This is a genomic window from Microbacterium canaveralium (assembly GCF_047238045.1).
GTDB lineage: Bacteria > Actinomycetota > Actinomycetes > Actinomycetales > Microbacteriaceae > Microbacterium.
Genome location: NZ_JBDFMA010000003.1, coordinates 2,126,331 through 2,151,836, shown reverse-complemented (window position 1 = coordinate 2,151,836; position 25,506 = coordinate 2,126,331). Strand labels below are relative to the sequence as shown.

Genomic DNA, 25,506 nt, shown 5'->3' with positions numbered 1-25,506 from the left:
GTGGTGCAGGTGTGGAGCGGTGGAACCTGTTCTGTCGAGAGCGGATGGGAAGGATGCCGATCAGGCCGGCGGACGCCCCGCGCCGAGGCGCCGTGCGACGACGCGTTCGAGCAGCGAGGTGACGAGGAAGAAGACGAGACCGATCACGATGCCGCCGCCCACGAACGCCCACGCCAGGGCGGCGCGCCCGGACTTGGCGTACGTGGCGATCGCGGTGCCGATGCCGTCGGACGGGCCCCCGAAGTACTCGGCGACGAGGGCGGAGATCACCGCGAGCGAGGCGGCGACGCGGATGCCGGTGAGCAGGTACGGCAGCGCGGTGGGGAGGGTGAGGAAGCGGAACGTCTGTCCTCCCGTCGCGGCGGTGGCGCGGAACAGGTCGCGCTGCACCGGCCGCGTCTGCCGCAGGCCGCGGAGCGTGTTGACGAAGACGGGCACGAAGGCGGCGATGGCGGCGACCGCCTCGCGGCCGAACTGGCTCGACGCGCCGTACATCGTGTTGAGGATGGGCGTGATCGCGACGATGGGGACTACGGCGAGGGCCGCGACCAACGGAGCGGTCATGCCGTCGACGGGGCGCCACGTCGCGGCCAGGGCGGCGAGGGCGACGGCGACGAGGGTGCCCGCGACGAGCCCGACGAGGGCGTTGGTCCCCGTGATCGTGGCCGCCTCCACGATGAGCGGGAAGCGTTGGATGCCTTCGTCGAGGATGGCGCCCGGGTCGGGGAGCATGCGCGGGGCGCTCCCCGAGGCCACGTAGGCGTACCAGAGCGCGAGGCCGATCAGACCGACGGCGATCGGTGCGGCGACGCGCACCCACGCCGGGAGCCGGGTGGCGGTCATCGTTCGTTCGCCCGCTGCAGGGGAGTGCCGTGCAACGCCTCGCGCACGGCGGTCACCCGCGTGAAGTATTCGGGCGACTCGCGTAGGGCCTCGTCGCGCGGGCGCCCCGGGCGGGTGTCGATCACGTCGGTGATCCGTCCGGGACGCGGGCTCATCACGACGACGCGGTCGGAGAGGAACACCGCCTCAGGGATCGAGTGCGTGACGAAGACCACCGCGGCGCCGGTCTCGGCGGTGATGCGGGCGAGCTCGGTCTGCAGTCTCTCGCGCGTCATCTCGTCGAGGGCGCCGAACGGCTCGTCCATGAGGAGCAACTGCGGGGAGGCCGCGAGCGAACGGGCGATCGCGACGCGCTGCTGCATCCCGCCGGAGAGCTGGTCGGGGTAGCGCCCGACGAAGTCGGACAGTCCGACGAGGTCGGCGAGCTCCGCGACGCGGGCGTCCCGGCGGGCGCGGTTCCAGCGGTGCAGCTCGAGCGGGAGCGCGATGTTCGCCGCGACGGTGCGCCACGGCAGGAGCCCCGCCTGCTGGAACGCGATGCCGTAGTCCTGGTCGATGCGCGCCTGGCGAGCGGGCTTGCCGAAGATCGCGAGGTCGCCGGTGCTGGGCGAGTCGAGGTCGGCGATGAGGCGCAGCAGCGTGGACTTGCCGCACCCCGACGGGCCGATGAGCGAGACGAACTCGCCGGCGGCGACGTCGAGCTCGACGCCGGTGAGCGCGGTCACCTCGCCACCCGTCGAGGGGAACACCTTCCCCACGCCCGTGGCGTGGACAGCGGGTGCGGTCATCGGATCTCCTCTCCGCGACGGAATCGGTGCAGGGTCACACCGATGAGGGCGACGCCCGCGGCGGCGATGAGCCCGATGGCGACGGTTCCGAAGGTGGGTGCCCAGGGGGCGGCCGGGTCGGACGAGGCTTGACCGGCGAGCTGGATGAGCATGCGGCCGATGCCACCGCGCAGTCCGATGGACACTTCGGCGACGACCGCGCCGACGACGGCGGAGGCGGCGGCGAGCCGGAGGGCGGGCAGCAGGTGGGGCACGGCGGCGGGGAGGCGCAGGTGGATCAGCGTCGACCACCAGCCGGCAGCTCCCGCATGGAACAGGTCGAGGTGCAGCGCGTCGGGGGCCGCCAGGCCCCGGAGCATGCCGATGGCGACGGGGAAGAACGCCAGGTACGAGGCGATCAGCGCGACCGAGAACCACTGCGGCCACGGGAACACTCCGGCGCGGTCGATCTGGTTGCCGAGCGCGTTGACGACGGGGGCGAAGGCGATGAGCGGGACGATCTGGCTCACGACGATCCACGGCAGCAGGCCCCACTCGACGAGGCGCCAGCGCTGCATCGCGACGCCCAGGATGCCGCCGACCACCACGCCGATGAGCCACCCCACGGCCGCGAGGCCCAGGGTCGTCCCGGCCGCCTGGAGGACCGAGATGAGGAGCGCCGGGGTGTCGCCGCCGCTCGTGGGGGCGAACATCCGCGCGATCATGTCCCACACGTGCGGCATGGCTCGGTCGTGCGTGCGGGGGAGCAGGATGACGCCGGATCCGGCGGATCCGTCCCCGCCGACGGTGACGCCGTCGGCAGGACCGAGCAGCTTGTACAGCTCCCAGATCGCGATCACGGCCGCGACCCCGGCGACGCCCCACGCCACACGCACGGCGGTGCCCGCGCCGCGACGGCGTCGAGCGCGTGGCATCCCCCCACCGTCGTCGGGGGCGATCGAGGTCACCGACCCCGGGGCGATCGCCTGATCGGTCACCGCTTCGCCGTCACCGGGGGAGTGAGCGCGGGGATCACGGTCTCGCCGTAGACCCGCATCGTCTCCTCCTTGTTGTAGTGCTGGAGGTAGCCGGCGAACTGCGTGACGCCCAGGGCCCGCAGCTTCTCGAGCTTCGCGATGTGCTCCTCGGCGGTGCCGAGGATGCAGAACCGTTCGACGATCTCGTCCGGGACGAAGTCGACGTGGTCGTTGGTGCTCTTGCCGTGGGAGTTGTAGTCGTAGCCCGTCCGGCCGGCGATGTAGTCGGTCAGGGCCGCCGGGACGTCGGAGCCGGCGCCGTACTTCGAGACGATGTCGGCGACGTGGTTGCCGACCATCCCGCCGAACCACCGGCACTGCTCGATCATGTGCGCGCGGCTCTCGGGGGTGTCCTCGCCGATGTACATGGGGGCGGCGACGCAGAACGCGATCTCGTCGGGGTCGCGGCCGACGTTCTCGGCGGCGTGGCGCACCGTCGTGATCATCCATTCGGCGATGTCGAGGTCGGCGAGCTGCAGGATGAACCCGTCCGCCACCTCGCCGGTGAGCTTGAGCGCGAGGGGGCCGTAGGCGGCGACCCACACGTCCAGTTTCGAGCCCCGGCTCCACGGGAACTGGAGGGTCGCGCCGTTGTACTCCACGGCGCGGGAGTTGCCGAGCTCGCGGATGACGTGCACCGACTCGCGCAGCGCCTTCAGCGTCGTCGGGCGTCCGTTGGTGACGCGCACCGCGGAGTCGCCGCGGCCAATGCCGCAGATCGTGCGGTTGCCGTACATCTCGTTGAGCGTGGCGAACGTGGATGCCGTGACGGTCCAGTCGCGGGTGGCGGGGTTCGTGACGAACGGGCCCACCGTCACGCGGCGCGTGGCCGCGAGGATCGCCGAGTGCACGACGTACGGCTCCTGCCACAGCAGGTGCGAGTCGAAGGTCCACACGTGGCTGAAGCCGTGCGCCTCGGCGAGCTGCGCGAGCTGCACCGTGCGGGCGGCGGGCGGGTTGGTCTGGAGGACGACGCCGAAATCCATGGGGTCCCCTCTCACACCAAGTACTGGCTGAGGCCGCGGGCGATGTACCGGCCGTGGCCCTTGTCGCCGACGTACCCGCCGGCGTCCACGACGACCTTGCCGCGTGAGAGCACGGTGTCGACGCGTCCGTCGATCTCGTAGCCCTCCCACGCCGAGTAGTCCATGTTCATGTGGTGGGATCGGCCCTCGCCGATGCCGATCGAGGTGTGCCCGTTCGGGTCGTAGACGACGACGTCGCCGTCCGCGCCCGGCTGGATGACGCCCTTCTTGCCGTACATCCCGAACATGCGCGCCGGAGTCGTGCTCGTCAGCTCCACCCAGCGGGGGAGCGTGATCTGGCCGGTGACGACGCCCTGGTACATCAGGTCCATGCGGTGCTCGACCGAGCCGATGCCGTTGGGGATCTTGGAGAAGTCGCCGAGCCCCATGTCCTTCTGCCCCTTCATGCAGAACGGGCAGTGGTCGGTGGAGACCATCTGGATGTCGTTGGTGCGCAGCGACTGCCACATGTGGTGCTGGTGACCCTCGTGCTTCGATCGCAGTGGCGTCGAGCACACCCACTTCGCGCCCTCGAAGTCTCCCCATTCCTCGCTCGACGCGCCGAGCTGGTCCTCGAGAGAGAGGTAGAGGTACTGCGGGCACGTCTCGCCGAACACGTTCATACCGCGGTCACGGGCCTCGGCGATCTGCTGCACCGCCTGCTTCGCGCTGACGTGCACCACGTACAGCGGCGCACCGGTGAGGTCGGCGAGCATGATCGCGCGGTGCGTGGCCTCTTCCTCGGCCTGCCACGGCCGCGTGGTGCCGTGGAAGTACGGGCTCGTCTCGCCCCGGGCGAGGGCCTGCTGCACGAGGACGTCGATGATCGCGCCGTTCTCGGCGTGCATCATCATCATCGCGCCGTTGTCGGCGCCCTTCTGGAACGCCCGGAGGATCTGCCCGTCATCGGAGAGGAACACGCCCTTGTAGGCCATGAACAGCTTGAAGCTCGTCACGCCCTCCGCGATGAGCTCGTCCATCGCCGTGAGCGAGCTCTCCTGCACGTCGGAGAGGATCTGGTGGAAGCCGTAGTCGATCGCGCACTCCCCGGCGGCCTTCTCGTGCCACGCCTGGTAGCGGTCGAGGATGTTCTCCTCGGGATACTGCACGACGAAGTCGACGATGCTCGTCGTCCCCCCGATCGCGGCGGCGCGCGTGCCGGTCTCGAAGGTGTCGGATGCCTCGGTCCCGCCGAACGGCATCTGCATGTGCGTGTGCGCGTCGATGCCGCCGGGGATGACGTACTTGCCGGTGGCATCCACGACCGTGTCGACGGATGCCGCGAGGTCGTGGCCCAGGAGGGTCGAGCCCGGCTGCAGGACGGCGACGATCGTCTCGCCGTCGATCAGGACGTCCGCGGCGCCCGTGCCGGTGGCGTTGACGACGGTGCCGCCGGTGATGAGGGTCGTTGTCATCTCAGGCCTCCACGATCTCGCCGTAGGTGTCGGGGCGACGGTCGCGGTAGAACTGCCAGTCGTCGCGCATCTGCTGCACGAGGTCGAGGTCGAGGTCGCGGATGAGGATCTCCTCGTGCTCGTCGGAGCCGAGCGCCCCGACGTGGTTGCCCCGCGGGTCGATGACCTGGCTCGTGCCGTAGAAGGTGACGGCCTCGTCGCCGTACTCGTTGTCCTCGCGGCCGACGCGGTTGGGCTGCAGGACGAAGTAGCCGTTCGCGACCGCGGCGCAGGGGCCCTCGACCTCCCACAGGCGGTTCGACAGGCCGGGCTTGGTGGCGTTGGGGTTGAACACCATGTGGGCGCCGTTCAGACCCAGCTCGCGCCATCCCTCGGGGAAGTGGCGGTCGTAGCAGATGTACATGCCCACCTTGCCGACGGCGGTGTCGAAGACGGGGTAGCCCAGGTTGCCCGGCCGGAAGTAGAACTTCTCCCAGAACTTCTCGACGTGCGGGATGTGATTCTTGCGGTACTTCCCGAGCACGGTGCCGTCGGCGTCGACGAGCACGGAGGTGTTGTAGTACACCCCGGTCTGCGCCTCCTCGTAGATGGGGAGGACGGTGACCAGCCCCAGCTCTTTCGCGAGGGCCGCGAACCGCTGCACGATCGGACCGTCCGCGGGCTCGGCGTAGCGGTAGTACTTCTGGTCCTGGGTGATGCCGAAGTAGGGGCCGTAGAACAGTTCCTGGAAGCACAGGACCTCCGCACCCTGCGCCGCGGCATCCCGAGCGAACTGCTCGTGCTTGTCGAGCATGGATGCCTTGTCGCCGGTCCAGGTGGTCTGCGTGATCGCGGCGCGTACCGTCGTCATGGTCCCCTCGTTCCTCCGGGCCGTCGTCGCCCGGTTCTGTTACTGTCGCGCCTGAACATTTCTCCACGATTTCCACGAGTGACACTGCCGTAAATTGGGGGCCCATGATCCCGCCCGACTCCTTCGTCGAGCGCACATCGGCGGGGCTGGCGGCCGAGATCGCGCGTCTCGTCAGCGACGGGACGCTGGCACCGGGGGAGCGTCTGCCCACCGTGCGCGATGTCGCCGCTGCCCTGGGCGTCTCGACGGGCACGGTCGCATCGGCCTGGCGCGCACTCGCCGACGCCGGTGTCGTGTTCTCGCGCGGACGGGCCGGCACCTTCGTCCGCGCCGAACGGCGGGAGTGGCTGAGCCCCCGCGTGCAGGGGATGTCGGCGGACCGCGTGCCCGGCGCGCCCCGCGGCCTCGGGGCGGGGCGCGAGGTGGCGGCGCTGCGCCTCGACCTGTCGCTCGGCACGCCCGACCCCGCGATGCTGCCCTCGATCGAGCGCGCATTGGCGCTCGCCCGCCCGCGCGCCGACACGGGGCGGTATCACGACCTCCCGGTGCTGCCCGACCTCTACGAGGTCTTGCGCGAGCAGTGGCCGGTCCGCGGGGTGGAGGAGCTCACCGTCGTGGACGGCGCGTTGGACGGCATCTCCCGCACGCTCGACCAGGTCGTGCGCTTCGGAGACCGGGTCGCGGTGGAGTCGCCGGGGTTCCCGTACTTCTTCGACCTCATCGAGGCCGCCGGTGCCGTGCCCGTGACGCTCGAGACCGACGCCGACGGGGTCCTTCCCTCGTCGCTCGCCCGCGCCCTCGCGCTCGGTCCGTCGGCGGTCCTCCTGCAGCCGCGCGCGCAGAACCCGACGGGGGTGTCGATGTCGCTCGAGCGCGCGCGGCGGCTCGCCAACGTGCTGTTGAGCGTGCCGGGCGGTACTCGCGTCACGGTGATCGAGGACGACCACTCCGCGCTCATCGCGAGCGCCCCGCCGGTGACGCTCGCGCTGTGGCTGCCGGCGCAGGTCGTGCACGTGCGCGGCTTCTCCAAGTCGCACGGCCCCGACCTGCGCATCGCGGCGCTCGGCGGACCGTCCGCGATCGTCGACCGCATCGTGCGCCGCCGCATGCTCGGTCCCGGGTGGACGTCACGGCTCCTCCAGTCGGTGCTGTACGAGCTGCTCACCGATGCGCGCTCGACCGCTCCGGTCGCGACCGCGCGCCTCATCTACCGCGATCGTCTGGACCGGGTCGCCGCCTCCCTCCGCCGACTCGGAATCGATGTCGGCGATCCCGATGGCATCAATCTCTGGATGCCGGTGCGAGACGAACGCGCGGCGCTCGTCCACGCCGCGGCCGAGGGCATCGGCATCGCCGCGGGGTCGCCGTTCGTGGTCGAGCCCGAGGCGGGGGTGCCGGCGCCTGCGCGCGTGCGGGTGACCGCCGGATCGGTGGTGGAGAACGTCCGTCTCGTCGCCGAGGCGCTCGCGCGTGCGGCGCACGCGGCACCCCTTTCGTGACCACCTCGTCAACCCCGGGCCCGGTGTCGGCGGCTCCTCCTAGGGTGGATCCCATGACCGTTCCCTCTGTCCAGCTCAATGACGGAAACTCCATCCCCCAGCTCGGCTACGGCGTGTTCCTCGTCCCCGCCGACGACGCCGAGCGCGCCGTGTCCGAGGCCCTTGAGGTCGGCTACCGCCACATCGACACCGCCGCGATCTACAAGAACGAAGAGGGCGTCGGCCGCGCCATCGCCGCCAGCGGCATCCCGCGCGAAGAGCTCTTCGTCACCACGAAGCTCTGGAACTCCCGCCACGACGGCGACGACCCGCACGCCGCGATCGACGAGAGCCTCGCGAAGCTCGGCCTCGACAGCGTCGACCTCTACCTCGTGCACTGGCCGACGCCCAAGGCCGACAACTACCTCAACGCGTGGCAGAAGCTGATCGAGATCCGCGAGGCGGGCAAGACGCGCTCGATCGGTGTCTCGAACTTCCTCGTGCCGCACCTCGACCGCATCGTGGCCGAGACCGGTGTGACGCCGGTGGTCAACCAGATCGAGCTGCACCCCGCGCTCAGCCAGCGCGAGATCCGCGCCTGGGGTGCCGAGCACGACATGCACATCGAATCGTGGGGCCCCCTCGGCCAGGGCAAGTACGACCTGTTCGAGATCCCGGCCGTGAAGGACGCCGCCGAGGCGCACGGCAAGTCGCCCGCTCAGGCGGTGCTGCGCTGGCACATCCAGCACGGTCTCATCGTCTTCCCCAAGTCGGTGCGCCGCGAGCGCCTGGAGGAGAACTTCGACCTGTTCGACTTCGAGCTCACCGCCGACGAGATGGCCGCGATCGACGCCATCGACCCGGGCGACGACTCCGGACGCGTCGGCTCGCACCCCGACGACGTCGAGTGACGGGTCAGTGAACTGAACCGCCTCGCGAACGCCTCGAGCCCCTACCTGCGGGCCCACGCCGACAATCCCGTCGCGTGGTTCCCGTGGGGGCCCGAGGCGTTCGCCGTCGCGGCCGAGCGCGACGTGCCGGTGCTCGTCTCGATCGGCTACAGCACCTGCCACTGGTGCCACGTCATGGCGCGCGAGTCGTTCCAGGATGCCGAGACCGCCGCGCTCGTGAACGACGGGTTCGTGGCGATCAAGGTCGACCGCGAAGAGCACCCCGACGTCGACGCGGCATATCTCGACGCCGCCTCCGCCTTCACTCCGCACCTCGGCTGGCCACTGACCGCGTTCGCCACTCCCGAGGGACGCATCTTCTACGCCGGCACCTACTTCCCACCCGAGGCGCGAGGGCAGCTGCCGTCGTTCCGTCAGGTGCTCGCCGCCGTCCGCGAGGCGTGGACCGAGCGGCGCGGAGAAGTGGATGCCACCGGCACTTCCCTCCGCGAGGCTCTGGCCGCCGCGGCCCCGGCCCCGGCCGACGCGGTCCCCGACGCCGCCGCGCTCGCCGCCGCCGTGGCCGACGTCGTCTCCCGCGAAGACGCCGAGTTCGGGGGATTCGCCGCCGGCGCCTCGATCGATTCCCCCAAGTTCCCCAACACCCCCGTGCTGCGGTTGCTGCAGAACCCCGCGCTGGCGTCACTCGTCCCCGACGCGGCGGGCGTGGCGTCACGCGCTTTGGGCGCGATGACGTCCTCCGAACTCCACGACCCGGTCGAGGGCGGATTCTTCCGCTACGCCACGCGTCGCGACTGGAGCGTGCCGCACTACGAGCGCATGCTCACCGACAACGCCGGGCTCATCGAGGTCGCGCTCGCCGCAGGGGACGACGCCACCGCAGCCGAGACCGCGCGGTTCGTCGTCGACGTGCTCCAACTCCCCTCCGGGGGGATCGCCGCCGCGCAGGACTCCGAGTCGATCATCGACGGGCAGCGTTCCGAGGGCGGCTACTACCGCACGACCGATCGCGCGGATCTCACCCCGCCCGCCCTGGATGCCAAGGTCGTCACCGGCTGGAACGGACACGCGATCGCGGCGCTCGCCGCCGCCGGCTCGCGCACCGATCCGCGGTTCGTCGAGGCCGCGCGCTGGGCCGCCGACACCGTGCTCGAGAACAACGTCGCCGACGACGGGACGCTTCGCCGTGCGTCGCTCGACGAGATCCGATCCTCCGCGCCCGCAACGCTCGAAGACTACGGCGGTCTCGCTCGCGGGCTCCTCGCCCTCGGCCGGGTGACCGGCGAGGTCATCTACGCCGAGCGTGCGCGGTCCCTGGTCGACATGTGTCTCGCCGACGACGGCATCCGTCCGCCCGGCGGAGGCGATGCGGTACTGGCGGGGCAGGGCATGCAGCCACAGGGCGTCCCGAGTGACGGCGCGGCGCCGTCGGGTCCGTCGGCTTTCGCCGCCGCGGCCCTCGACCTGTGGCGCCTCGGTGCGGGCGAGCGCTATCGCGCGGCCGCCGAGACGCTCGTCCGCGCCGCCGCGCCCGCGGCACTCGCGGCGCCGCTCGCGTACGGCGCGATCCTCGACGTCGCGCTCGGCGTTGCGACCCCGCCGCGGCAGGTGGTCGTGGTGGGGGAGACGGATGCCGCTCTCGCGGACGCCGCGCGCCGGATCACGGCCGACGTCGTGGCGATCGTGACTCCCGCCCAGGCCGAGGACTTCGCGCGCGCGGGGTTTGCGCTGTTCGAGGGAAAGGTCTCTCGCGGTGGCGAGGAGACGGCTTACGACTGCCGCGCCTTCACGTGCGCGCTGCCCACGACGGATCCCGCGGCGCTGGAGCGCTGACGCACCTCGTCGTAGATGGTCAGGTAGGCGTCGGACGGTCGCGGCGAGTCCGACAGAGCACCGCGTCGTGTCGCGAGAGCGGGCGGCGCGGCGAGCGCGGCGGCCCACGCGTCGGGGTCCCGGTATCGGCGCACCGTCCGGATTCCGCCGCCGTACACCTCCCTCAGCTCGGGGAGTCCGCCCACGTGCGCGGCCACCACGGGGGTGCCCGCTTGCACGCCCTCCGCCGCGACGCGTCCGAACGGCTCCTGCCACTGCGTGGGGACGGCGAGAACGTCGCAGCGGGCGAACAGCGACGCCGCGTCGAGGTATCCGACCTGCCGGAAGGCGCCCTCGGCGTACTCCGCCTCGTACGTCCTCTGCAGCTCGCGGCCATAGGGCGTGGGAGCACCCGCGACGACGAGGGTCGCAGCGGTGCCGGATCGGCGCAGCCGCCGCACCGCCTCGTGGAGTACCCCCACCCCCTTGTCAGCATCGAGGCGTCCGAGGAATCCCACCACGGGCGGCGCGTCCGACGCGCGGCCGACCGCCGCCGGTCGGTGCACCCGGGCAGCGAGGTGCGGACGGTTGCGCACCACCGAGGGTGCGGCGTCTTTTCCCCGCACGCCGGCTGCCGTCATCCGCCCGACGACGTACTCGCTGACTCCGACGATGCGTGTCGGACGGAGGGGAGGCAGGACGAACGGTGACTTGAGAATCCGGCAGCGCAGACTCCGCCGCGAGCAGACCTTGCGGTCGTGCTCGCCGAACGAGGACGTGCAGACGAGGGAGTAATCGCGCAGGGTCTGCACCGAAGGGACATCACGCGCGGCGAGCCAGGCAAGCCACCCGAAACCCGCGATGTTGTTGAAGTGGACGACGTCCGGTCTCCCGCGCCGGATCTCCGCTCTCAGCGCCGCGTATTCGCGCACGCGGACGAGCTCGCCCACGTGCCATAACGCTCGCGCCCACCGGGCCGGATGTCGGCCGTCCACGCGCAAGCGGCGGCGCCAGAGTCGGTGGACCGTGACGCCGCGCCCCTCCCGCGGAGAGTCTGTCGATGAGATCGAGCTGCGCCGGTGCGACCGGGGTGCCAGGCACAGGACGCGCACGTCGTGCCCGGCCGCCGCGAGGTCTTCGGCGAGCTCCTGCACCGACAGTTCCGCCCCGCCGATGACGAACGGCGGGTACGACGTGTTCACGAGCAGCACCTTCACTCTCGTCATTCTGGACACCTCACCGCGTCCGACCGTGGAAGTGTCCGGGCTCTCGCCAGGACGCTCGCCCGCGGCGCGACCAGGTCTCACCCGTGCAGACGCGGTCCGTCCCGCGAGAACGTGCGCTTCTCCGAGCACCCGTAGCGGTGGGCGCTCAGATCCAGGTCGGCATCCAGTTGTGCAGGCGCCAGAACTCGTACGGCACCGGCAGCGCCGTCCAGACGGGGTACCAGAAGGCCGAGAGGATGACACACACGGCGAGGAAGACCACGACCCACGCCTGTCCGCTCGCCCGCGTCATCGACCGGGGACCCCGGGCGAGGTCGCGGAGGGCGAAAGTGAGCCCGAGCACGAGGAAGGGCACCATCGCGACCGTGTAGAACTGGAAGATCGTCCGCTCGGGGTACAGCAGCCACGGCACGTACGTCGCCGCCAGGCCCATGAGCACGAGGCCGTAGCGCCCGTCGCGGAGGAGGACGAATCGCACGAGCAGGTAGATCGCCGCGGCGATCCCGGCCCACCACAGCAGCGGGTTGTCGATGCTCGAGATGGCCTCGGTGCAGCCGCTGGGGAGCTGGCATCCGTTCTGCCCGACCTCGTCCTGGTGCCAGTACATCGAGGTGGGCCGGATCATCAGCGGCCACTGCCACGCGGGACTCGCGTAGGAATGCGGGGTCGACAGCCCGACGTGGAAGGCGTACATCTGCTGGTGGTACGCCCAGAGGTTCTGCAGCGGCAGGGGCACCCACGCCCAGAATCCTGTCGCGGGAGTCGCGTCCATGTTGTGGCGGAAGTAGCCGCCGTCGGTGAACAGCCATCCCGACCAGCTCGCGAGATACACGACGAGGGCGGCGGGGACGAGCTGGACGAACGAGACGAGGCCCTGACGCACGGCATCCATCGGCCACTGCACGATACCCGCGCGGCGACGGGCGAGCGCATCGGTCACGACGACGTAGATGCCGATGCCGGCGATGACGTACAGCCCCGACCACTTCACGGCGGTGGCGGCCCCCGCGGCGACGCCGGCGGCGAGAAGCCAGGGCCGATGCCAGAACACGGGCCCCCAGGTCGTCTCGCCTGGCGCCCGGGCGGACCAGCGGTTCCGCATCGCGCGCCGGTCGAGCGCCACGAACCACAGCGCGAGCACGATGAAGAACGTCAGGAAGATGTCGAGCAGCGAGACGCGGCTGAGGACGATCCCGAGACCGTCGATCGTCATCAGACCGGATGCCACGGAGGCGAAGACGACCGAACCCGTGAGGGTCTTCGCGAGCAGATACACCAGCAGCACCGTGGCGGTTCCGAAGACGACCGCGGAGATCCGCCAGCCCGTCGAGGAATCCGACCCGAACAGCGCCATCCCCGCACCGATGAAGATGCGGCCGAGCGGCGGGTGCACGACGTAGCTGCCGGCGCCGAGGAAGGAGTTCGTGTCGCCCGCGACGAAGCGTTCGTCCGCGCCCTCCGGCCAGGTCGAGGGGAAGCCGAGGAGCCACTGGCTCCACGAGTCTTTGACGTAGTACGTCTCGTCGAAGATCAGCTGGTGCGGGTCGCCGACATTCACCACGCGCAGCACGAAGGCGACGAGCGTGATCAGCGTCGGCGCGAGCCAGCGCCACAGACGAGCGCCGCGGGGATGCGCGAGCAGCGCATCTCGCCATCGATCCAGGCGCGTCCGTTCGTCCGGAGGCATGATCGAGGGGACGGCGGTCACGGCCCCCAGCATAAGGTGGGGCGGTGATCATCCTCGCGGCGACGCCCATCGGCAACCTCGGGGATGCCTCGCGCCGCCTCGTCGAGGCCCTCGAGAACGCGACGGTCGTCGCCGCCGAGGACACCCGCACCACTCAGCGTCTGCTGGCGGGACTGGGAGTCGCCAACCGGCCGCGGTTGCTCGCCCTGCACGACCACAACGAGAAGGAGCGCGCGGCCGAACTGGTCGAACTCGCCCGCGAGAACGACCTGCTGGTGCTCAGCGACGCGGGCATGCCCACCGTCAGCGATCCCGGGTACGGGCTCGTCGCGGCCGCAGCCGCGGCGGGCGTGACCGTGACGGCCCTGCCGGGTCCGAGCGCCGTCGTCACCGCGCTCGCCGTCGCGGGCCTGCCCACCGACCGGTTCGCGTTCGAGGGCTTCCCACGCCGCAAGCCCGGCGATCGGCGCCGGGCCTTCGCCGACCTCGCCGCCGAGACGCGCACCCTGGTGTTCTTCGAGTCGCCGTCGCGGCTGGCATCCACCCTCGACGATCTCGCGGCCGCGTTCGGCGCCGACCGTCCCGCCGCGGTGTGCCGCGAGCTGACGAAGCTGCACGAAGAGGTGCGCCGCGGCACGCTCGCCGAGCTCGCCGCGTGGGCGTCCGAGGGTGTGCGCGGTGAGATCGCGATCGTCGTCGGCGGTGCCTCGGCCCGCGAAGTGGCGTTCCCGGATGCCGTGACCCAGGTGCTCGAGCTCGTGCGCGGCGGCGCGCGCCTCAAAGAGGCGGCGGCGGAGGTCGCGTCGCTCACAGGGCATTCCTCGCGCGAGCTGTACCAGGCCGCTCTCGCGGTCAAGGGCTGACGCGTCACACCGACCGGAGGGCGCACCCGGCCCCCGTAGAATCCTGGGGTGACTTCCGGCCGATCCTTCTACATCACCACGCCGATCTACTACCCGAGCGACGTGCCCCACATCGGCCACGGCTACACGACCGTGGCGGTGGACGCGCTCGCGCGGTGGCACCGGCAGTCCGGTGACGACACCTGGATGCTCACCGGCACCGACGAGCACGGCCAGAAGATGATGCGCGCCGCTGCCGCGAACGGCCACACGCCCCAGGAGTGGGTCGACAAGCTCGTCAGCGAGTCGTGGTTCCCGCTGCTGAAGACGCTCGACGTCGCCAACGACGACTTCATCCGTACGAGCCAGCCGCGCCACGAGGAGCGCGTCGAGAAGTTCGTGCAGGCGCTCTACGATCGCGGCTACATCTACGCCGGAGAATTCGAGGCGCTCTACTGCGTCGGCTGCGAGGAGTTCAAGACCGAGGCGGAGATCGTCGACGGCGAGGGGCCGTTCGAGGGACTGAAGGTCTGTGCGATCCACTCCAAGCCGCTCGAGCTGCTGCAGGAGAAGAACTACTTCTTCAAGCTCAGCGAGTTCCAGGAGCCCCTGCTCGAGCTCTACCGTTCGGTGCCCGACTTCGTCCGCCCCGACTCGGCGCGCAACGAGGTCGTGTCGTTCGTGAAGAACGGTCTCAAGGACCTCTCGATCTCGCGGTCGACGTTCGACTGGGGCATTCAGGTGCCGTGGGACGACTCGCACGTCATCTACGTGTGGGTCGACGCGTTGCTGAACTACGCCACGGCGGTCGGCTACGGGAGCGACCCCGAGGAGTTCGCACGTCGCTGGCCGGCGTACCACGTGGTGGGCAAGGACATCCTGCGCTTCCACGCCGTGATCTGGCCCGCGATGCTCATGGCGGCGGGGCTCGAGGTGCCCCGCGGCGTCTTCGCGCACGGCTGGCTGCTCGTCGGCGGCGAGAAGATGTCGAAGTCCAAGCTCACCGGCATCGCGCCGACCGAGATCACCGACGTCTTCGGTTCCGACGCGTACCGCTTCTACTTCCTCTCCGCGATCGCGTTCGGTCAGGACGGGTCGTTCTCGTGGGAAGACCTCTCGGCCCGCTACCAGGCCGAACTCGCGAACGGCTTCGGCAACCTCGCATCCCGGTCGATCGCGATGATCGAGCGCTACTTCGAGGGCATCGTGCCGCAGGCGGGGGAGTACACCGACGCCGACCGCGCGATCCAGAAGACGGTCGCGGATGCCGCGACGCACGCCGACGCGGCCATCGAGCGGTTCCGCATCGACGAGGCCATCGATGCGATCTGGACGATCGTCGACGCGCTGAACCAATACATCACCGAGAACGAGCCGTGGGCGCTGGCCAAGGACGACGCCCAGCGTGAGCGCCTGGGCACGGTGCTCTACACCGCCGCCGATGGGCTGCGGGCCCTCGCCGTCCTGCTGTCGCCGGTCATGCCGATCTCGACCGAGAAGCTGTGGATCGCGCTCGGCGCCGCCGAGAGCATCGGCCGGCTCACGGATCACCCGCTCCGCGAGGCCGGGGCGTGGGGGGTGCTGCGTCCGGGAACGTCGGTGAACGGGCTGTCGCCGCTGTTCCCGCGCGTCGAACAGGCATGAGTACGCCCGTCGAGCGGCCCCGCGGCACGATGGAGGGCGGCGACCCGAGCCAGTACGTGCGGGAGCGTTCGGTGGACGGCCGTCGTGACGTCAGCTACCCGCCCGCACCCGAGCCGCTCGGCGTCCCGGTCTACGACAACCACACCCATCTCGAGATCGAGGACGGCGAGACCGGGCTCTCGCTCGACGAGCAGCTCGCCCGCGCTGTGGCCGTCGGCGTGCACGGCGTCGTCCAGGCCGGGGGAGACGTCGACTCGTCGCGTTGGTCGGCGTGGGCGGCCCGGCAGCACCCCCGCGTGCTCGCCGCGGTCGCGATCCACCCGAACGAAGCGCCCGCGTACGAAGCAGCCGGAGAGTTGGATGCCGCCATCGCGGTCATCGACGAGCTCGCGGACGAGCCGCGCGTGCGGGCGATCGGCGAGACGGGCCTGGACTTCTTCCGGACGGAGGCGGATGGCATCCCGGCCCAGATCCGTTCGTTCGAGGCGCACATCGCCCTCGCCAAGAAGCACGGCATCGCGATGCAGATCCACGATCGCGACGCCCATGACGCGGTCCTGGAGACGCTTGAACGCGTCGGTGCCCCCGAGAGAACGGTGTTCCACTGCTTCTCGGGCGACGCCGAGATGGCGCGCATCGCCGCCGACCGCGGGTACTACCTCTCGTTCGCGGGCAACGTCACGTTCAAGAACGCGCAGAACCTGCGGGACGCCCTCGCCGTGACCCCGCGCGAGCGCATCCTCGTCGAGACCGACGCGCCCTTCCTCACGCCCGTGCCCTACCGGGGACGTCCGAACGCGCCGTACCTGATCCCGGTGACGCTGCGCTTCCTCGCCGAGGAACTCGGGATGGATGCCGACGAGCTCGGGGCGCAGGTCGCGGCGAACACGCTCGAGGTCTACGGCGAGTTCTGACCCGGCGCCCGTCGCGCACGCTCAGCGATTCGCGTCGGTTCCTTTCGTTTTGGCGGATGCCGCTGACTTTGTGCAGATTGCTGAGGTTACGCCCGCGGCGTTCCCGGCATGACGAAGGCCGACGCCCCGTGGGGCGCCGGCCTTCGTGTCGCTTCAGGCCTTGGTCTTCGGCTTCTTGACGAACAGCGTCTCGGTCTGCTCGAGCTCCATGCCCTTCGTCTCGGGGATCTTCCACAGGACGAACACGAACGACAGCGCGGCGAAGAACGCGTACGCGCCGTACGTGATCGTCAGCGACCAGTCCGCGAGCGCCGGGAAGGTCCAGGACACGAGGAAGTTCGCGAGCCACTGCGCGCCGGCGGCGACGCCCAGCGCCTTGCCGCGGATGCGGCTCGGGAAGATCTCGCCGAGGAGCACCCACACCAGCGGACCCCACGAGGCGCCGAAGCCCACGACGAAGAGGTTGGCGGCCACGAGCGCGATCGGGCCCCAGGCGCCCGGGAGCGAGACGTCCTGACCCGAGCCGATGGCGAACGAGAACGCCAGAGCCATCGCGCCGAGGGAGATCGCCATCAGGGCGGAACCGACCAGCAGGAGGGGCTTCCGCCCGACGCGGTCGACCAGCCAGATCGCGATGAGGGTGACCAGCACGTTGGTGACCGAGGTGATGACGCCGATGAGGAGCGAGTTGCTCTCGTCGAATCCGACCGCCCGCCAGAGGGTCGTGGAGTAGTAGAAGATCACGTTGATGCCGACGAACTGCTGGAACACCGACAGGATGATGCCGATCCAGACGATCGGCTGGAGACCCAGCGCGGGGCCGGCCAGCGACGCGCTCTTGTTCTTGCGGTCGCTCTCGATCCCGCTGACGAGGTCGTTGACGGTCTTCTCGAGGTCGGCCGGCGGAACCAGCCGGGCGAAGATCTCGCGCGCCTCGTCGGTCCGTCCTCGAGCGAGGAGGAAGCGGGGCGATTCGGGCATGGTGAACGCGAGGAAGCCGTAGACGGCGGCCGGGATGACACCGATGAGGAACATCCAGCGCCAGGCATCCAGGCCCCACCAGAGCATGTTGTCGGCGCTGCCGCCGGCAGCGGACACGAGGAGCGCGTTGCTCAGGAGCGCAGCGAAGATGCCGAGCGTGATCGCCAGCTGCTGCAGCGAGGCGAGGCTTCCGCGGATCTGCCGCGGGGCGACCTCGGCGATGTAGGCCGGGGCGACCACCGAGGCGATACCGATCCCCAGGCCGCCCAGCACACGCCAGACGATGAGGTCGGGGACGCTGAAGGTCAGCGCCGAACCGATCGAGGAGATCAGGAAGAGCGCGCTGCCGACCATCATGACCTTGAGGCGTCCGAACCGGTCGGACAGGGCGCCCGCGATGATCGCGCCGATGGCACACCCGATGAGGGCGATCGCGACGACGAATCCGGTGAGGATCGGCTCCTTGGTGTAGTCCGACTCGATCGAGCGGACCGCACCGTTGATCACCGACGAGTCGAACCCGAACAGGAATCCGCCGACCGCCGCGGCGATCGAAAGGACGACGGCCCGCCGCCCGTAGGGGCCTCGGAGGGTATAGGCGTTGGCGGGTATCGACTGCGTCTGGCTCACCCGCCCACGTTACTGCCCCTAGACCCTGGGGGCGCGGCGACTGGCGGCCGCCCTGGCTACAGTGGAACAATGCCCGTTTCCCTCCTCGGTGCCGCCGAGATCCGCCGGCTCGCCGCCGACCTCGACGTCACGCCGACGAAGAAACTGGGCCAGAACTTCGTCGTCGACGCCAACACGGTGCGCAAGATCGTGCAGGCCGCGCGTGTCGAGGCATCCGATCGCGTCGTCGAGATCGGGCCCGGACTCGGGTCGCTGACGCTGGCGATCCTGGAGACGGGGGCCTCGGTGGTCGCCGTCGAGATCGATCACCGACTCGCTGCGCGGCTTCCCGACACCGCCGCCGCCCATAACGTGCCCGCCGAGCGACTCACCGTGATCGACGCCGACGCCCTGCAGGTGAACGAACTCCCGGGTGAGCCCGAGGTGCTCGTCGCGAACCTGCCCTACAACGTCTCGGTTCCCGTGCTGCTGCACTTCCTCGAGACGTTCCCGTTCCTGCAACGCGGCGTCGTCATGGTGCAGGCCGAGGTGGGGGAGCGCCTCGCAGCCCCGCCCGGGTCGAAGGTCTACGGTGCCCCGAGCGTGAAGGCCGCCTGGTACGGCCCGTGGCGCCTGGCCGGCACCGTCTCGCGCCAGGTCTTCTGGCCGGTCCCCAACGTCGACAGCGTGCTCGTCGGTTTTCGGCGGGATGCCGAATCTCGAGGCGACGAGGATCTTCGCCGTCGCACCTTCAGGATCGTGGATGCCGCCTTCCAGCAGCGGCGCAAGATGCTGCGGCAGGCGCTGTCGAGCGTACTGGGTGGGTCGGCCGCCGCGGCGTCGGAAGCGCTGCAGCGCGCGGGCATCGATCCGACGCTCCGCGGCGAGCAACTGTCGATCGATGATTTCGTGCGGATCGCCGCCCTTCCCGACGCCTGACTCCCGCACTTCACTCGGACATCCACGGGTCGGAGCGGCCGCGCGTCCGGGCGAATTCTCGACGTGTTCATCATGCGTTCGTGAAACATGTCTGTAACATTTCAGCCCAACCGGGAGCATCACGCCGGGCAGAGGTCGCACCCGACGACCCGAAGGGAACGAGATGCGCTACGCCGAACATCCGCGTGCAGAACGTGTGCTGTTGCACCTGAGCGACACCCACCTGCGAGCGGGGGGATCGCCGCTGTACGACCGGGTCGACTCGGAAGCACATCTCGCGGAGGCGGTCGCCGCGATCGAGGCATCCGGGGTCCGTCCGGACGGGCTGATCTTCACCGGAGACCTCGCGGACTTCGGTGAGGCCGACGCCTACGAGCGCGTGCGGGCCATCGTCGAGCCCGCCGCCGACCGCCTCGGCGCGCCCGTCATCTGGGTCATGGGCAACCACGACGACCGCGCGACGTTCCGCTCGCACCTCCTCCCCGCGGAGATCGGCGACCCCACGGCGCCGGTCGACCGGGTCGATGAACTCAACGGCCTGCGGGTCGTGACCCTCGACACCTCGGTCCCCGGACACCACCACGGCGAAGTGAGCGCCGCACAGCGCGACTGGCTCGCTGACGTGCTGTCGGTCCCCGCACCCCTCGGCACGATCCTCGCGATGCACCATCCGCCGGTGCCGAGCGTGCTCGATCTCGCCGCGACCGTCGAACTCCGCGACCAGCGGCTCCTCGCCGACGTCCTTCGCGGAAGCGACGTGCGCACGATCCTCGCGGGACACCTGCACTACTCGACGTTCGCGACCTTCGCGGGCATCCCCGTGTCGGTCGCATCCGCCACGTGCTACACGCAGGACCTGATGGTGCCCGTCGGCGGCACGCGGCCGCAGGACGGCGCGCAGGGCTTCAACATCGTGCACGTCTACGACGAGACGATCGTCCACTCGGTCGTGCCCGTGGGTTCTGCGGAAGTCCTGCAGTACGTCGACGCCGCCGAGTCGCAGGAGCGTCTGCGGTCGGCCGGTATCGTCGTGCCGGCCGCGGGGGCACTCAGCGGGCGGGTGTCGCCGCCGACGACGCCGCTGCCGATCCTGCGCTGACGGCATCCCTCTCCCACGGCGCAGCCACGGGGAAGTAGCGCTCGAGGCACGCGCGGAGGGCCGGCACCCGGACCTCCTCGGGGATCTCGGGCACACTGCCGTCGTTGAGGCAGAACATGTCGGTGTCGCGGCCGGTGACGAGGCGTTCCATGCGGCGGAGGGAGTCGAGCTGCGTGGTCTGCACGTAGCGCGTACGCGGCTCGGTCGTGATGACCGCGCGTCCGGTCGCCAGTGCGTAGTAGTGGTAGAGGCTGTTCGTCACGGAGATGTCGGTGGCGGAGCGGAAGCGGCTCGCCGCCGTCCGGGCGTAGTCCTCGGCGAACTCGCGCTCGAGCTCGTACGCGACCGAGCGTCGCAGGGGGGTCGCGCAGTGTTCGAGGTCGAGCGTGATGACGCGGCCGAAGCGCTCCTTGAGCAACGCACGGTTCACTCGCAGGCCGTTGTCGTGTCCCGAACGGTCGACGTGCGCGGGACCGCTGCCGATGCGGATGCCGCTCTCGACGAAGCGGCTGATGCCGGCGCCGCTGAAGAACAGCTCCGGCGTGACGGGACGGCCGAAGAACATGTCGTCGTTGCTGTACAGGAAGTGCTCGGCCAGCCCCGGGATGCGGTGCAGCTGCGCCTCGACGGCGTGCGAGTTGTGCGTGGGCAGCACCGACGGGTCGGCGAAGAACTCCTCGCTGCGTACGATCGTGACCTTCGGGTGGTCCGCGAGCCACTCCGGCGTGGGGGAGTCGGTCGCGATGAAGATGCGGCGCACCCACGGCGCATACATGTGGACGCTGCGCAGCGCGTAGCGCAGCTCGTCGACCTGACGGTAGCGGGCGGCGTTGTCGTCGCCGTCCCCGACGACGTACCCCTTCATGCGAGCCGCGCGCTGGCGCTGGAACTCGCTGGACGATCCGTCCACCCACGAGAAGACCATGTCGACGTCTTCGGTGAACTCGTTCGGGTGCGGGTCGAACATGCCGGCGACCGTCCGCCAGCGACGCCCGTAGCGCTCGATCTCCACGACGTCGAGGTCGGCCGCGGCGAAGGTGCGACGCGTCAGAGCGCTGGGGCGCGGGGCCTCGATGGTCCGTGCGCCGAAGCGCCACAGCTCGAGGCGCGGCGCGAGCGCGGCGCCGTACCGGTACGACCCCTCGACCGAGGTACGGGGACGGAAGACGGCGTAGGCCTCTACCGCGTTGCGGCTGGGGGTCACGCTGTGGGCGGGCACCGGCTCCTCGCCGCGGGCCTTGAGGTAGACGGGACCGAGCTCCGGGTCGCGCAACGCCGCGAGCGCGGCCTCGGCGTGCGCGGTGTCGACGACGAGCTTGGGGCGGCGGTTGGCATCCCGAACCAGCATGACCTCGACGCCCGCGGCCTCGATCGCTGCTGCGACCGTGAGGAGGTCGTCGCGCTCGGCCTCGGTCGGGGTGCGGGTGTCGTCGACGATGTGCAGGATGCCGTCGACCATGCGGATGTCCGTCCGGGAGAGGAGGGCGCGCCAGGGGTCGGTCTCGACAGAAAGGGGGACCATCGATCGCATACTGTGCCTCCTCGGGGGATGTGGGGACGGTTCGTTCACCGTAGGGAGCCGGCGTTACGTCCGCGTTTCGGCGACGGCGCCGAACGGCGGTGAGTGGGGCGCTACTGTCGAAGAGTGACTGAGATCGCCCGTTCCAGACTGGCCGCCGTCGACCCGTCGCTCACGGGCCGGGCGACTTCCGTCCGACGTTCCAGTTTCGCACACGAAGCGACGTTCCGGGTCGAGCGGGCCCGCCCATGAGCGCCCCCTCGACAGCCCCGGTGCGCGTGCGCGCGCCAGGGAAGATCAACGTGTTCCTCGAGGTCGGGGATGTGGGCGACGACGGCTACCACGACGTCGCGACCGCCTATCAGGCCGTCTCGCTCTACGAGGAGATCACCGCCGTTCCCGCCGAGGGTTTCACGATCGAGATCGCCGCGACGTCGACGGTGGACGTCGAGGGCGTTCCCACCGACGAGAGCAATCTCGCCCTTCGCGCCGCACGCATGCTCGCGCGGGTCGCCGGGGTGACCGACGGCGCCCACCTCACGGTGCGCAAGTCCGTGCCGGTGGCGGGGGGGATGGGCGGCGGCTCCGCCGATGCCGCGGCCGCCCTCGTGGCGTGCGACGCGCTCTGGGGTCTCGGGATGCCGACGGCCGACCTGGCGCGTCTCGCTGCGCAGCTGGGCGCAGACGTGCCGTTCGCCCTTCTCGGCGGAACCGCGATCGGCACCGGCCGCGGCGATGAGCTGAGTCCGGCTCTGGCCTCGGGACGCTTCCACTGGGTCCTCGTGCCGAACGACCGCGGCCTGTCGACGCCGGTGGTCTACGGCGAACTCGACGCGCACCGCGCACGCCACGCGGTGGACATCGGTCCCGCGCCGCGTGTTCCCGCCGTCGATCCCGACGTGCTGCACGCGATTCGGCAGGGCGACTCCCGCATGCTCGCGGCGACCGTGCGCAACGACCTCCAGGCCCCCGCCCTGCACCTGCGTCCGGATCTCGCGCGCGTCCTCGAGCGCGGCGAACGCTCGGGCGCGCTGGCGGGACTGGTGTCGGGCTCAGGACCGACTCTCGCGTTCCTGGCCGCCGACGAGACCGCGGCGATCGACCTGCAGGTCACGCTGAGCGCGGACGGATACACTGCGCTGCACGTGCACGGCCCCGTCTCGGGCGCGCGTGTGGTCTGACCGCTCCGCACCATAGCCCAGGTCGTCACACGGGGCAATCTTGCGTTTCGTGTCGGTACCCCTCACTAGCCTCGATCGAGGTGGTCATCCACCGGCGGGCGCCGTGCCCCCGAACGGCCACGAAAGGGGAATTCCCATGAAGGCAGTACTCGACGGCGTGGTGATCGCCGAAGCCGACCGCACCGATCTCGTCTCCATCGAAGGCAACTGGTACTTCCCGCCGAGCGCGATCCGCGAAGGTGCGCTTTCTCAGAGCCCGACCCCGTACACGTGCCCGTGGAAGGGTGCGGCCCAGTACTGGAACATCGCCCTCGACGGCGTCGATCTGACCGACGGGGCGTGGTCCTACCCCGACCTGCGTCCGGGCGCGGTCGACCGAGTGGGGACGGACTTCTCGGGCTACGTGGCCTTCGACCGGAAGGTCGTGGTCTCCGACTGAGTCGGGTACGCGCATGATCGAGTTCTCGACCGTCTCGAAGGTCTTCCCCGGCGGCACCCGCGCCGTCGACGACTTCAGCCTCGTCATCCCGTCGCGCAAGACGACCGTCTTCGTGGGGTCGTCGGGCTGCGGCAAGACCACCCTGCTCCGCATGATCAATCGCATGGTCGAGCCCTCCGCCGGCACGATCGCGATCGACGGCGACGACATCGCCGCGCAGCCGCCCGTGCAGCTGCGCCGACGGATCGGCTACGTCATGCAGAACTCGGGACTGCTGCCGCACTTCACCGTGGCCGAGAACATCGCCACCGTGCCGGTCCTGCAAGGGGAGAACCGCAAGAAAGCCCGTACCCGTGCTCTCGAACTCATGGAGACGGTGGGGCTCGACACCTCGATGGCCGACCGGTACCCGAGCCAGCTCTCGGGTGGTCAGCAGCAGCGCGTCGGCGTCGCGCGCGGCCTCGCCGCCGACCCCAACATCCTGCTCATGGACGAGCCGTTCGGCGCCGTCGACCCCATCGTGCGCGACGAGCTCCAGCAGGAACTCATCCGGCTGCAGAGCGACATCGGCAAGACGATCGTCTTCGTCACCCACGACATCGACGAGGCGTTCCTCCTCGGCGACCAGGTCGTGCTGCTGGAAAAAGGTGCGCACATCGCCCAGGTGGGTGCGCCGAGCGAGATCATCGAGAAGCCCGCGAGCGACTTCGTCGCCAGCTTCATCGGCGCAGTCAAGGGCAAGCGCGCCCTGCACCTGAAGACAACCGATCGCGGCACGGTCGTCGTGGATGCCGAGGGCCGCACGCAGGGTGCTCTCGTGGAGGAGCCGCGCCCGTGACCTGGGTCCTCAACAATCTCGGCCTCATCGGTGAGTTGACGGTGTCGCACCTCCGCCAGAGCCTCATCGCGCTCGTGGCGGGATTCGTCCTCAGCATCCCGCTCGGGTGGATGGCGTGGCGCTACCGACTGGTGCGCAGCAGTGTGATCACGATCACCGGGCTGCTGTACACCATCCCGTCGCTGGCCCTGCTCATCCTGATGCCGGTCGTCACCGGCTGGTATTCGATCGTGAGCGAGACGAACCTGATCGTCGCGCTCGCCATCTACGCCGTGGCCATCCTCGTGCGTGCGGTCGCCGACGGCCTCGACTCGGTCGACGCGGGTGTGCGACAGGCATCGACCGCGCTCGGATACGGGTCGTTCCGCCGCTTCTGGGCGGTCGAGTTCCCGCTCGCCGGGCCGGTGATCCTCGCGGGGCTCCGCGTCGCCTCGGCGAGCACGATCGCCCTGGCGACGGTCGGCATCCTGGTCGGCATCCAGAACATCGGATACCTCTTCACCAACGGTCTGCAGCGCCGGATCATCCCCGAAGTCTTCACGGGGGTGCTCGCCGTCGTGGTCATCGCGCTGGTCATCGACCTGCTGCTCGTCATCGCGGGCCGCCTGCTCATGCCCTGGACGCGCAGCATGAAGACCGTCTCGCGCCAGGCCAACCGGACGTTGGTGAAGGCATGAATCTCCTCGGTGAAGCGATCGCCTGGATCTTCTCCGGCGACCCGGGGACGGGTTTCGACTCCATCCCCGCGGCGATCGGCGTGCAGTTGCTCTACACGCTCGTCTCCGTCGTCGTGGCGGGGGCCATTGCCATCCCGCTCGGGTGGTACATCGGCCACACCGGCAAGGGGCGCGAGACCGCCGTCGCCATCTCCGGCGCGGCGCGGGCTATTCCGTCGTTCGGTCTGCTCATCCTGCTGACGTTGTTGCTCGGCGTGCTTCACAAACCCGAGGCCGCCGTCATCTCCTTCGTCGTCCTGGCGATCCCATCGCTGCTGGCCGGCGCGTACACCGGGTTCGAAGCCATCGACCGTCGCGTCATCGACGCGGGACGTGCCATGGGGATGACCGAGGCGCAGATCCTGTGGCGCATCGAAGTTCCGCTCGGTCTGCCACTCCTGGTCGGCGGCATCCGCGCCGCGACCCTGCAGGTGCTCGCGACCGTCACGATCGCCGCCTACATCGGTCTGGGCGGTCTCGGGCAGTACATCATCGCTGCGATCCCGCTGCGACGGTTCGACATCCTGATCGGTGGCGCCATCCTGGTCGCGGTCCTAGCGCTCGTGATCGACGGCCTGTTCGCCCTCCTCCAGCACCTCGTCGTGCCGCGCGGAATCCGGGCCGCGGGTGCCGCGTCGCCGCGGAGCCGGTCTGCGCGCGAGCGTCGCGCCGAGGCGATCGCGGTCGGAGCGCCCACCGCGCCCGCGACCACTCCATGACCCACCCGAATCCCA

Annotated in this window: 23 protein-coding genes; 13 read left to right on the top strand and 10 right to left on the bottom strand. The window is 70.2% G+C overall.

The window, feature by feature from the left end:
• Positions 1 to 60: 60 nt before the first annotated feature.
• Genes ABC271_RS11295 through ABC271_RS11270 form a run of 6 tightly spaced genes read right to left on the bottom strand, consistent with a single transcriptional unit; the run spans position 61 to position 5,937 of the window.
• Positions 61 to 843, bottom strand: a complete 783-nt coding sequence (locus tag ABC271_RS11295; protein WP_412924960.1) for an ABC transporter permease — start codon at positions 841 to 843, stop codon at positions 61 to 63.
• Positions 840 to 1,631: an ABC transporter ATP-binding protein gene (locus ABC271_RS11290; protein ID WP_412924959.1), complete on the bottom strand. Its 792-nt coding sequence runs from the start codon at positions 1,629 to 1,631 to the stop codon at positions 840 to 842. Before ABC271_RS11290 ends, ABC271_RS11295 begins: the two co-directional genes overlap by 4 nt.
• Positions 1,628 to 2,608, bottom strand: coding sequence for an ABC transporter permease subunit (locus ABC271_RS11285; protein ID WP_412924958.1), 981 nt, complete (start codon positions 2,606 to 2,608; stop codon positions 1,628 to 1,630). The genes ABC271_RS11290 and ABC271_RS11285 overlap by 4 nt, the downstream gene beginning before the upstream one ends.
• Positions 2,605 to 3,633, bottom strand: coding sequence for a TIGR03842 family LLM class F420-dependent oxidoreductase (locus ABC271_RS11280; RefSeq protein WP_412924957.1), 1,029 nt, complete (start codon positions 3,631 to 3,633; stop codon positions 2,605 to 2,607). Before ABC271_RS11280 ends, ABC271_RS11285 begins: the two co-directional genes overlap by 4 nt.
• Positions 3,634 to 3,644: 11 nt before the next feature.
• Positions 3,645 to 5,087 carry a dihydropyrimidinase gene (gene hydA / locus ABC271_RS11275; RefSeq protein WP_412924956.1) on the bottom strand — a complete coding sequence of 481 codons (1,443 nt, stop codon included), beginning with the start codon at positions 5,085 to 5,087 and terminating at the stop codon, positions 3,645 to 3,647.
• Between the two features lies 1 nt (position 5,088).
• Entirely contained in the window at positions 5,089 to 5,937 is an 849-nt protein-coding gene (locus ABC271_RS11270) for a nitrilase-related carbon-nitrogen hydrolase (RefSeq protein WP_412924955.1), read from the bottom strand.
• Positions 5,938 to 6,041: 104 nt separating this feature from the next.
• On the opposite strand from ABC271_RS11270, the gene ABC271_RS11265 reads away from it, so the two are divergent.
• The 3 genes from ABC271_RS11265 to ABC271_RS11255 are packed head-to-tail and all read left to right on the top strand — an operon-like array spanning position 6,042 to position 10,159.
• Positions 6,042 to 7,436: an aminotransferase class I/II-fold pyridoxal phosphate-dependent enzyme gene (locus tag ABC271_RS11265; protein WP_412924954.1), complete on the top strand. Its 1,395-nt coding sequence runs from the start codon at positions 6,042 to 6,044 to the stop codon at positions 7,434 to 7,436.
• Between the two features lie 53 nt (positions 7,437 to 7,489).
• Complete coding sequence (locus ABC271_RS11260) at positions 7,490 to 8,326, top strand: aldo/keto reductase (RefSeq protein ID WP_412924953.1); 837 nt, start codon at positions 7,490 to 7,492, stop codon at positions 8,324 to 8,326.
• Positions 8,327 to 8,338: 12 nt separating this feature from the next.
• Entirely contained in the window at positions 8,339 to 10,159 is a 1,821-nt protein-coding gene (locus ABC271_RS11255) for a thioredoxin domain-containing protein (protein WP_412926143.1), read from the top strand.
• Here the strand turns inward: ABC271_RS11255 and ABC271_RS11250 are convergent.
• On the bottom strand, positions 10,096 to 11,364 hold the full coding sequence (locus tag ABC271_RS11250) for a glycosyltransferase (RefSeq protein WP_412924952.1): 1,269 nt from the start codon (positions 11,362 to 11,364) through the stop codon (positions 10,096 to 10,098). The genes ABC271_RS11255 and ABC271_RS11250 overlap by 64 nt on opposite strands.
• Positions 11,365 to 11,509: 145 nt before the next feature.
• Entirely contained in the window at positions 11,510 to 13,072 is a 1,563-nt protein-coding gene (locus tag ABC271_RS11245; protein ID WP_412924951.1) for a dolichyl-phosphate-mannose--protein mannosyltransferase, read from the bottom strand.
• A gap of 23 nt (positions 13,073 to 13,095) precedes the next feature.
• On the opposite strand from ABC271_RS11245, the gene rsmI reads away from it, so the two are divergent.
• From rsmI to ABC271_RS11230, 3 genes are read left to right on the top strand one after another with little or no spacing between them, the layout of a single operon-like run.
• Positions 13,096 to 13,914, top strand: coding sequence for a 16S rRNA (cytidine(1402)-2'-O)-methyltransferase (gene rsmI / locus ABC271_RS11240; RefSeq protein WP_412924950.1), 819 nt, complete (start codon positions 13,096 to 13,098; stop codon positions 13,912 to 13,914).
• Positions 13,915 to 13,962: 48 nt separating this feature from the next.
• Entirely contained in the window at positions 13,963 to 15,537 is a 1,575-nt protein-coding gene (metG, locus tag ABC271_RS11235; RefSeq protein WP_412924949.1) for a methionine--tRNA ligase, read from the top strand.
• Positions 15,534 to 16,451 carry a TatD family hydrolase gene (locus ABC271_RS11230; protein ID WP_412924948.1) on the top strand — a complete coding sequence of 306 codons (918 nt, stop codon included), beginning with the start codon at positions 15,534 to 15,536 and terminating at the stop codon, positions 16,449 to 16,451. The genes metG and ABC271_RS11230 overlap by 4 nt, the downstream gene beginning before the upstream one ends.
• A gap of 153 nt (positions 16,452 to 16,604) precedes the next feature.
• Here ABC271_RS11230 and ABC271_RS11225 read toward each other — a convergent pair whose 3' ends face one another.
• On the bottom strand, positions 16,605 to 18,062 hold the full coding sequence (locus ABC271_RS11225; protein WP_412924947.1) for a sugar porter family MFS transporter: 1,458 nt from the start codon (positions 18,060 to 18,062) through the stop codon (positions 16,605 to 16,607).
• A 69-nt stretch (positions 18,063 to 18,131) separates the two neighbouring features.
• On the opposite strand from ABC271_RS11225, the gene rsmA reads away from it, so the two are divergent.
• The gene (gene rsmA / locus ABC271_RS11220; RefSeq protein WP_412924946.1) at positions 18,132 to 18,980 is read left to right on the top strand and encodes a 16S rRNA (adenine(1518)-N(6)/adenine(1519)-N(6))-dimethyltransferase RsmA; all 849 of its coding nucleotides are present in this window, start codon (positions 18,132 to 18,134) and stop codon (positions 18,978 to 18,980) included.
• Positions 18,981 to 19,143: 163 nt separating this feature from the next.
• Entirely contained in the window at positions 19,144 to 20,079 is a 936-nt protein-coding gene (locus ABC271_RS11215; RefSeq protein WP_412924945.1) for a phosphodiesterase, read from the top strand.
• Here ABC271_RS11215 and ABC271_RS11210 read toward each other — a convergent pair.
• On the bottom strand, positions 20,030 to 21,610 hold the full coding sequence (locus ABC271_RS11210; RefSeq protein ID WP_412924944.1) for a stealth family protein: 1,581 nt from the start codon (positions 21,608 to 21,610) through the stop codon (positions 20,030 to 20,032). The two genes, ABC271_RS11215 and ABC271_RS11210, sit on opposite strands and share 50 nt — an antisense overlap.
• Before the next feature lie 236 nt (positions 21,611 to 21,846).
• On the opposite strand from ABC271_RS11210, the gene ABC271_RS11205 reads away from it, so the two are divergent.
• The 5 genes from ABC271_RS11205 (at position 21,847) to ABC271_RS11185 (ending at position 25,491) form a co-directional block, all read left to right on the top strand.
• Positions 21,847 to 22,779: a 4-(cytidine 5'-diphospho)-2-C-methyl-D-erythritol kinase gene (locus ABC271_RS11205; RefSeq protein WP_412924943.1), complete on the top strand. Its 933-nt coding sequence runs from the start codon at positions 21,847 to 21,849 to the stop codon at positions 22,777 to 22,779.
• A gap of 136 nt (positions 22,780 to 22,915) precedes the next feature.
• The gene (locus tag ABC271_RS11200; RefSeq protein WP_412924942.1) at positions 22,916 to 23,218 is read left to right on the top strand and encodes a DUF427 domain-containing protein; all 303 of its coding nucleotides are present in this window, start codon (positions 22,916 to 22,918) and stop codon (positions 23,216 to 23,218) included.
• A 13-nt stretch (positions 23,219 to 23,231) separates the two neighbouring features.
• Complete coding sequence (locus tag ABC271_RS11195; protein WP_412924941.1) at positions 23,232 to 24,056, top strand: ABC transporter ATP-binding protein; 825 nt, start codon at positions 23,232 to 23,234, stop codon at positions 24,054 to 24,056.
• Positions 24,053 to 24,733 (top strand): ABC transporter permease, encoded by a 681-nt coding sequence (locus tag ABC271_RS11190; protein WP_412924940.1) that lies wholly within the window; start codon positions 24,053 to 24,055, stop codon positions 24,731 to 24,733. The genes ABC271_RS11195 and ABC271_RS11190 overlap by 4 nt, the downstream gene beginning before the upstream one ends.
• The gene (locus ABC271_RS11185) at positions 24,730 to 25,491 is read left to right on the top strand and encodes an ABC transporter permease (RefSeq protein WP_412924939.1); all 762 of its coding nucleotides are present in this window, start codon (positions 24,730 to 24,732) and stop codon (positions 25,489 to 25,491) included. Before ABC271_RS11190 ends, ABC271_RS11185 begins: the two co-directional genes overlap by 4 nt.
• Positions 25,492 to 25,506: the final 15 nt, after the last annotated feature.

Bases quoted from the DNA above. Each gene is read 5' to 3' on its own strand.
- ABC271_RS11295 (WP_412924960.1), bottom strand. From the start codon at position 843: ATGACCGCCACCCGGCTCCCGGCGTGGGTGCGCGTCGCCGCACCGATC.
- ABC271_RS11290 (WP_412924959.1), bottom strand. From the start codon at position 1,631: ATGACCGCACCCGCTGTCCACGCCACGGGCGTGGGGAAGGTGTTCCCC.
- ABC271_RS11280 (WP_412924957.1), bottom strand. From the start codon at position 3,633: ATGGATTTCGGCGTCGTCCTCCAGACCAACCCGCCCGCCGCCCGCACG.
- hydA (WP_412924956.1), bottom strand. From the start codon at position 5,087: ATGACAACGACCCTCATCACCGGCGGCACCGTCGTCAACGCCACCGGC.
- ABC271_RS11270 (WP_412924955.1), bottom strand. From the start codon at position 5,937: ATGACGACGGTACGCGCCGCGATCACGCAGACCACCTGGACCGGCGAC.
- ABC271_RS11265 (WP_412924954.1), top strand. From the start codon at position 6,042: ATGATCCCGCCCGACTCCTTCGTCGAGCGCACATCGGCGGGGCTGGCG.
- ABC271_RS11260 (WP_412924953.1), top strand. From the start codon at position 7,490: ATGACCGTTCCCTCTGTCCAGCTCAATGACGGAAACTCCATCCCCCAG.
- ABC271_RS11250 (WP_412924952.1), bottom strand. From the start codon at position 11,364: ATGACGAGAGTGAAGGTGCTGCTCGTGAACACGTCGTACCCGCCGTTC.
- ABC271_RS11230 (WP_412924948.1), top strand. From the start codon at position 15,534: ATGAGTACGCCCGTCGAGCGGCCCCGCGGCACGATGGAGGGCGGCGAC.
- rsmA (WP_412924946.1), top strand. From the start codon at position 18,132: ATGCCCGTTTCCCTCCTCGGTGCCGCCGAGATCCGCCGGCTCGCCGCC.
- ABC271_RS11215 (WP_412924945.1), top strand. From the start codon at position 19,144: ATGCGCTACGCCGAACATCCGCGTGCAGAACGTGTGCTGTTGCACCTG.
- ABC271_RS11210 (WP_412924944.1), bottom strand. From the start codon at position 21,610: ATGCGATCGATGGTCCCCCTTTCTGTCGAGACCGACCCCTGGCGCGCC.
- ABC271_RS11205 (WP_412924943.1), top strand. From the start codon at position 21,847: ATGAGCGCCCCCTCGACAGCCCCGGTGCGCGTGCGCGCGCCAGGGAAG.
- ABC271_RS11200 (WP_412924942.1), top strand. From the start codon at position 22,916: ATGAAGGCAGTACTCGACGGCGTGGTGATCGCCGAAGCCGACCGCACC.
- ABC271_RS11195 (WP_412924941.1), top strand. From the start codon at position 23,232: ATGATCGAGTTCTCGACCGTCTCGAAGGTCTTCCCCGGCGGCACCCGC.
- ABC271_RS11185 (WP_412924939.1), top strand. From the start codon at position 24,730: ATGAATCTCCTCGGTGAAGCGATCGCCTGGATCTTCTCCGGCGACCCG.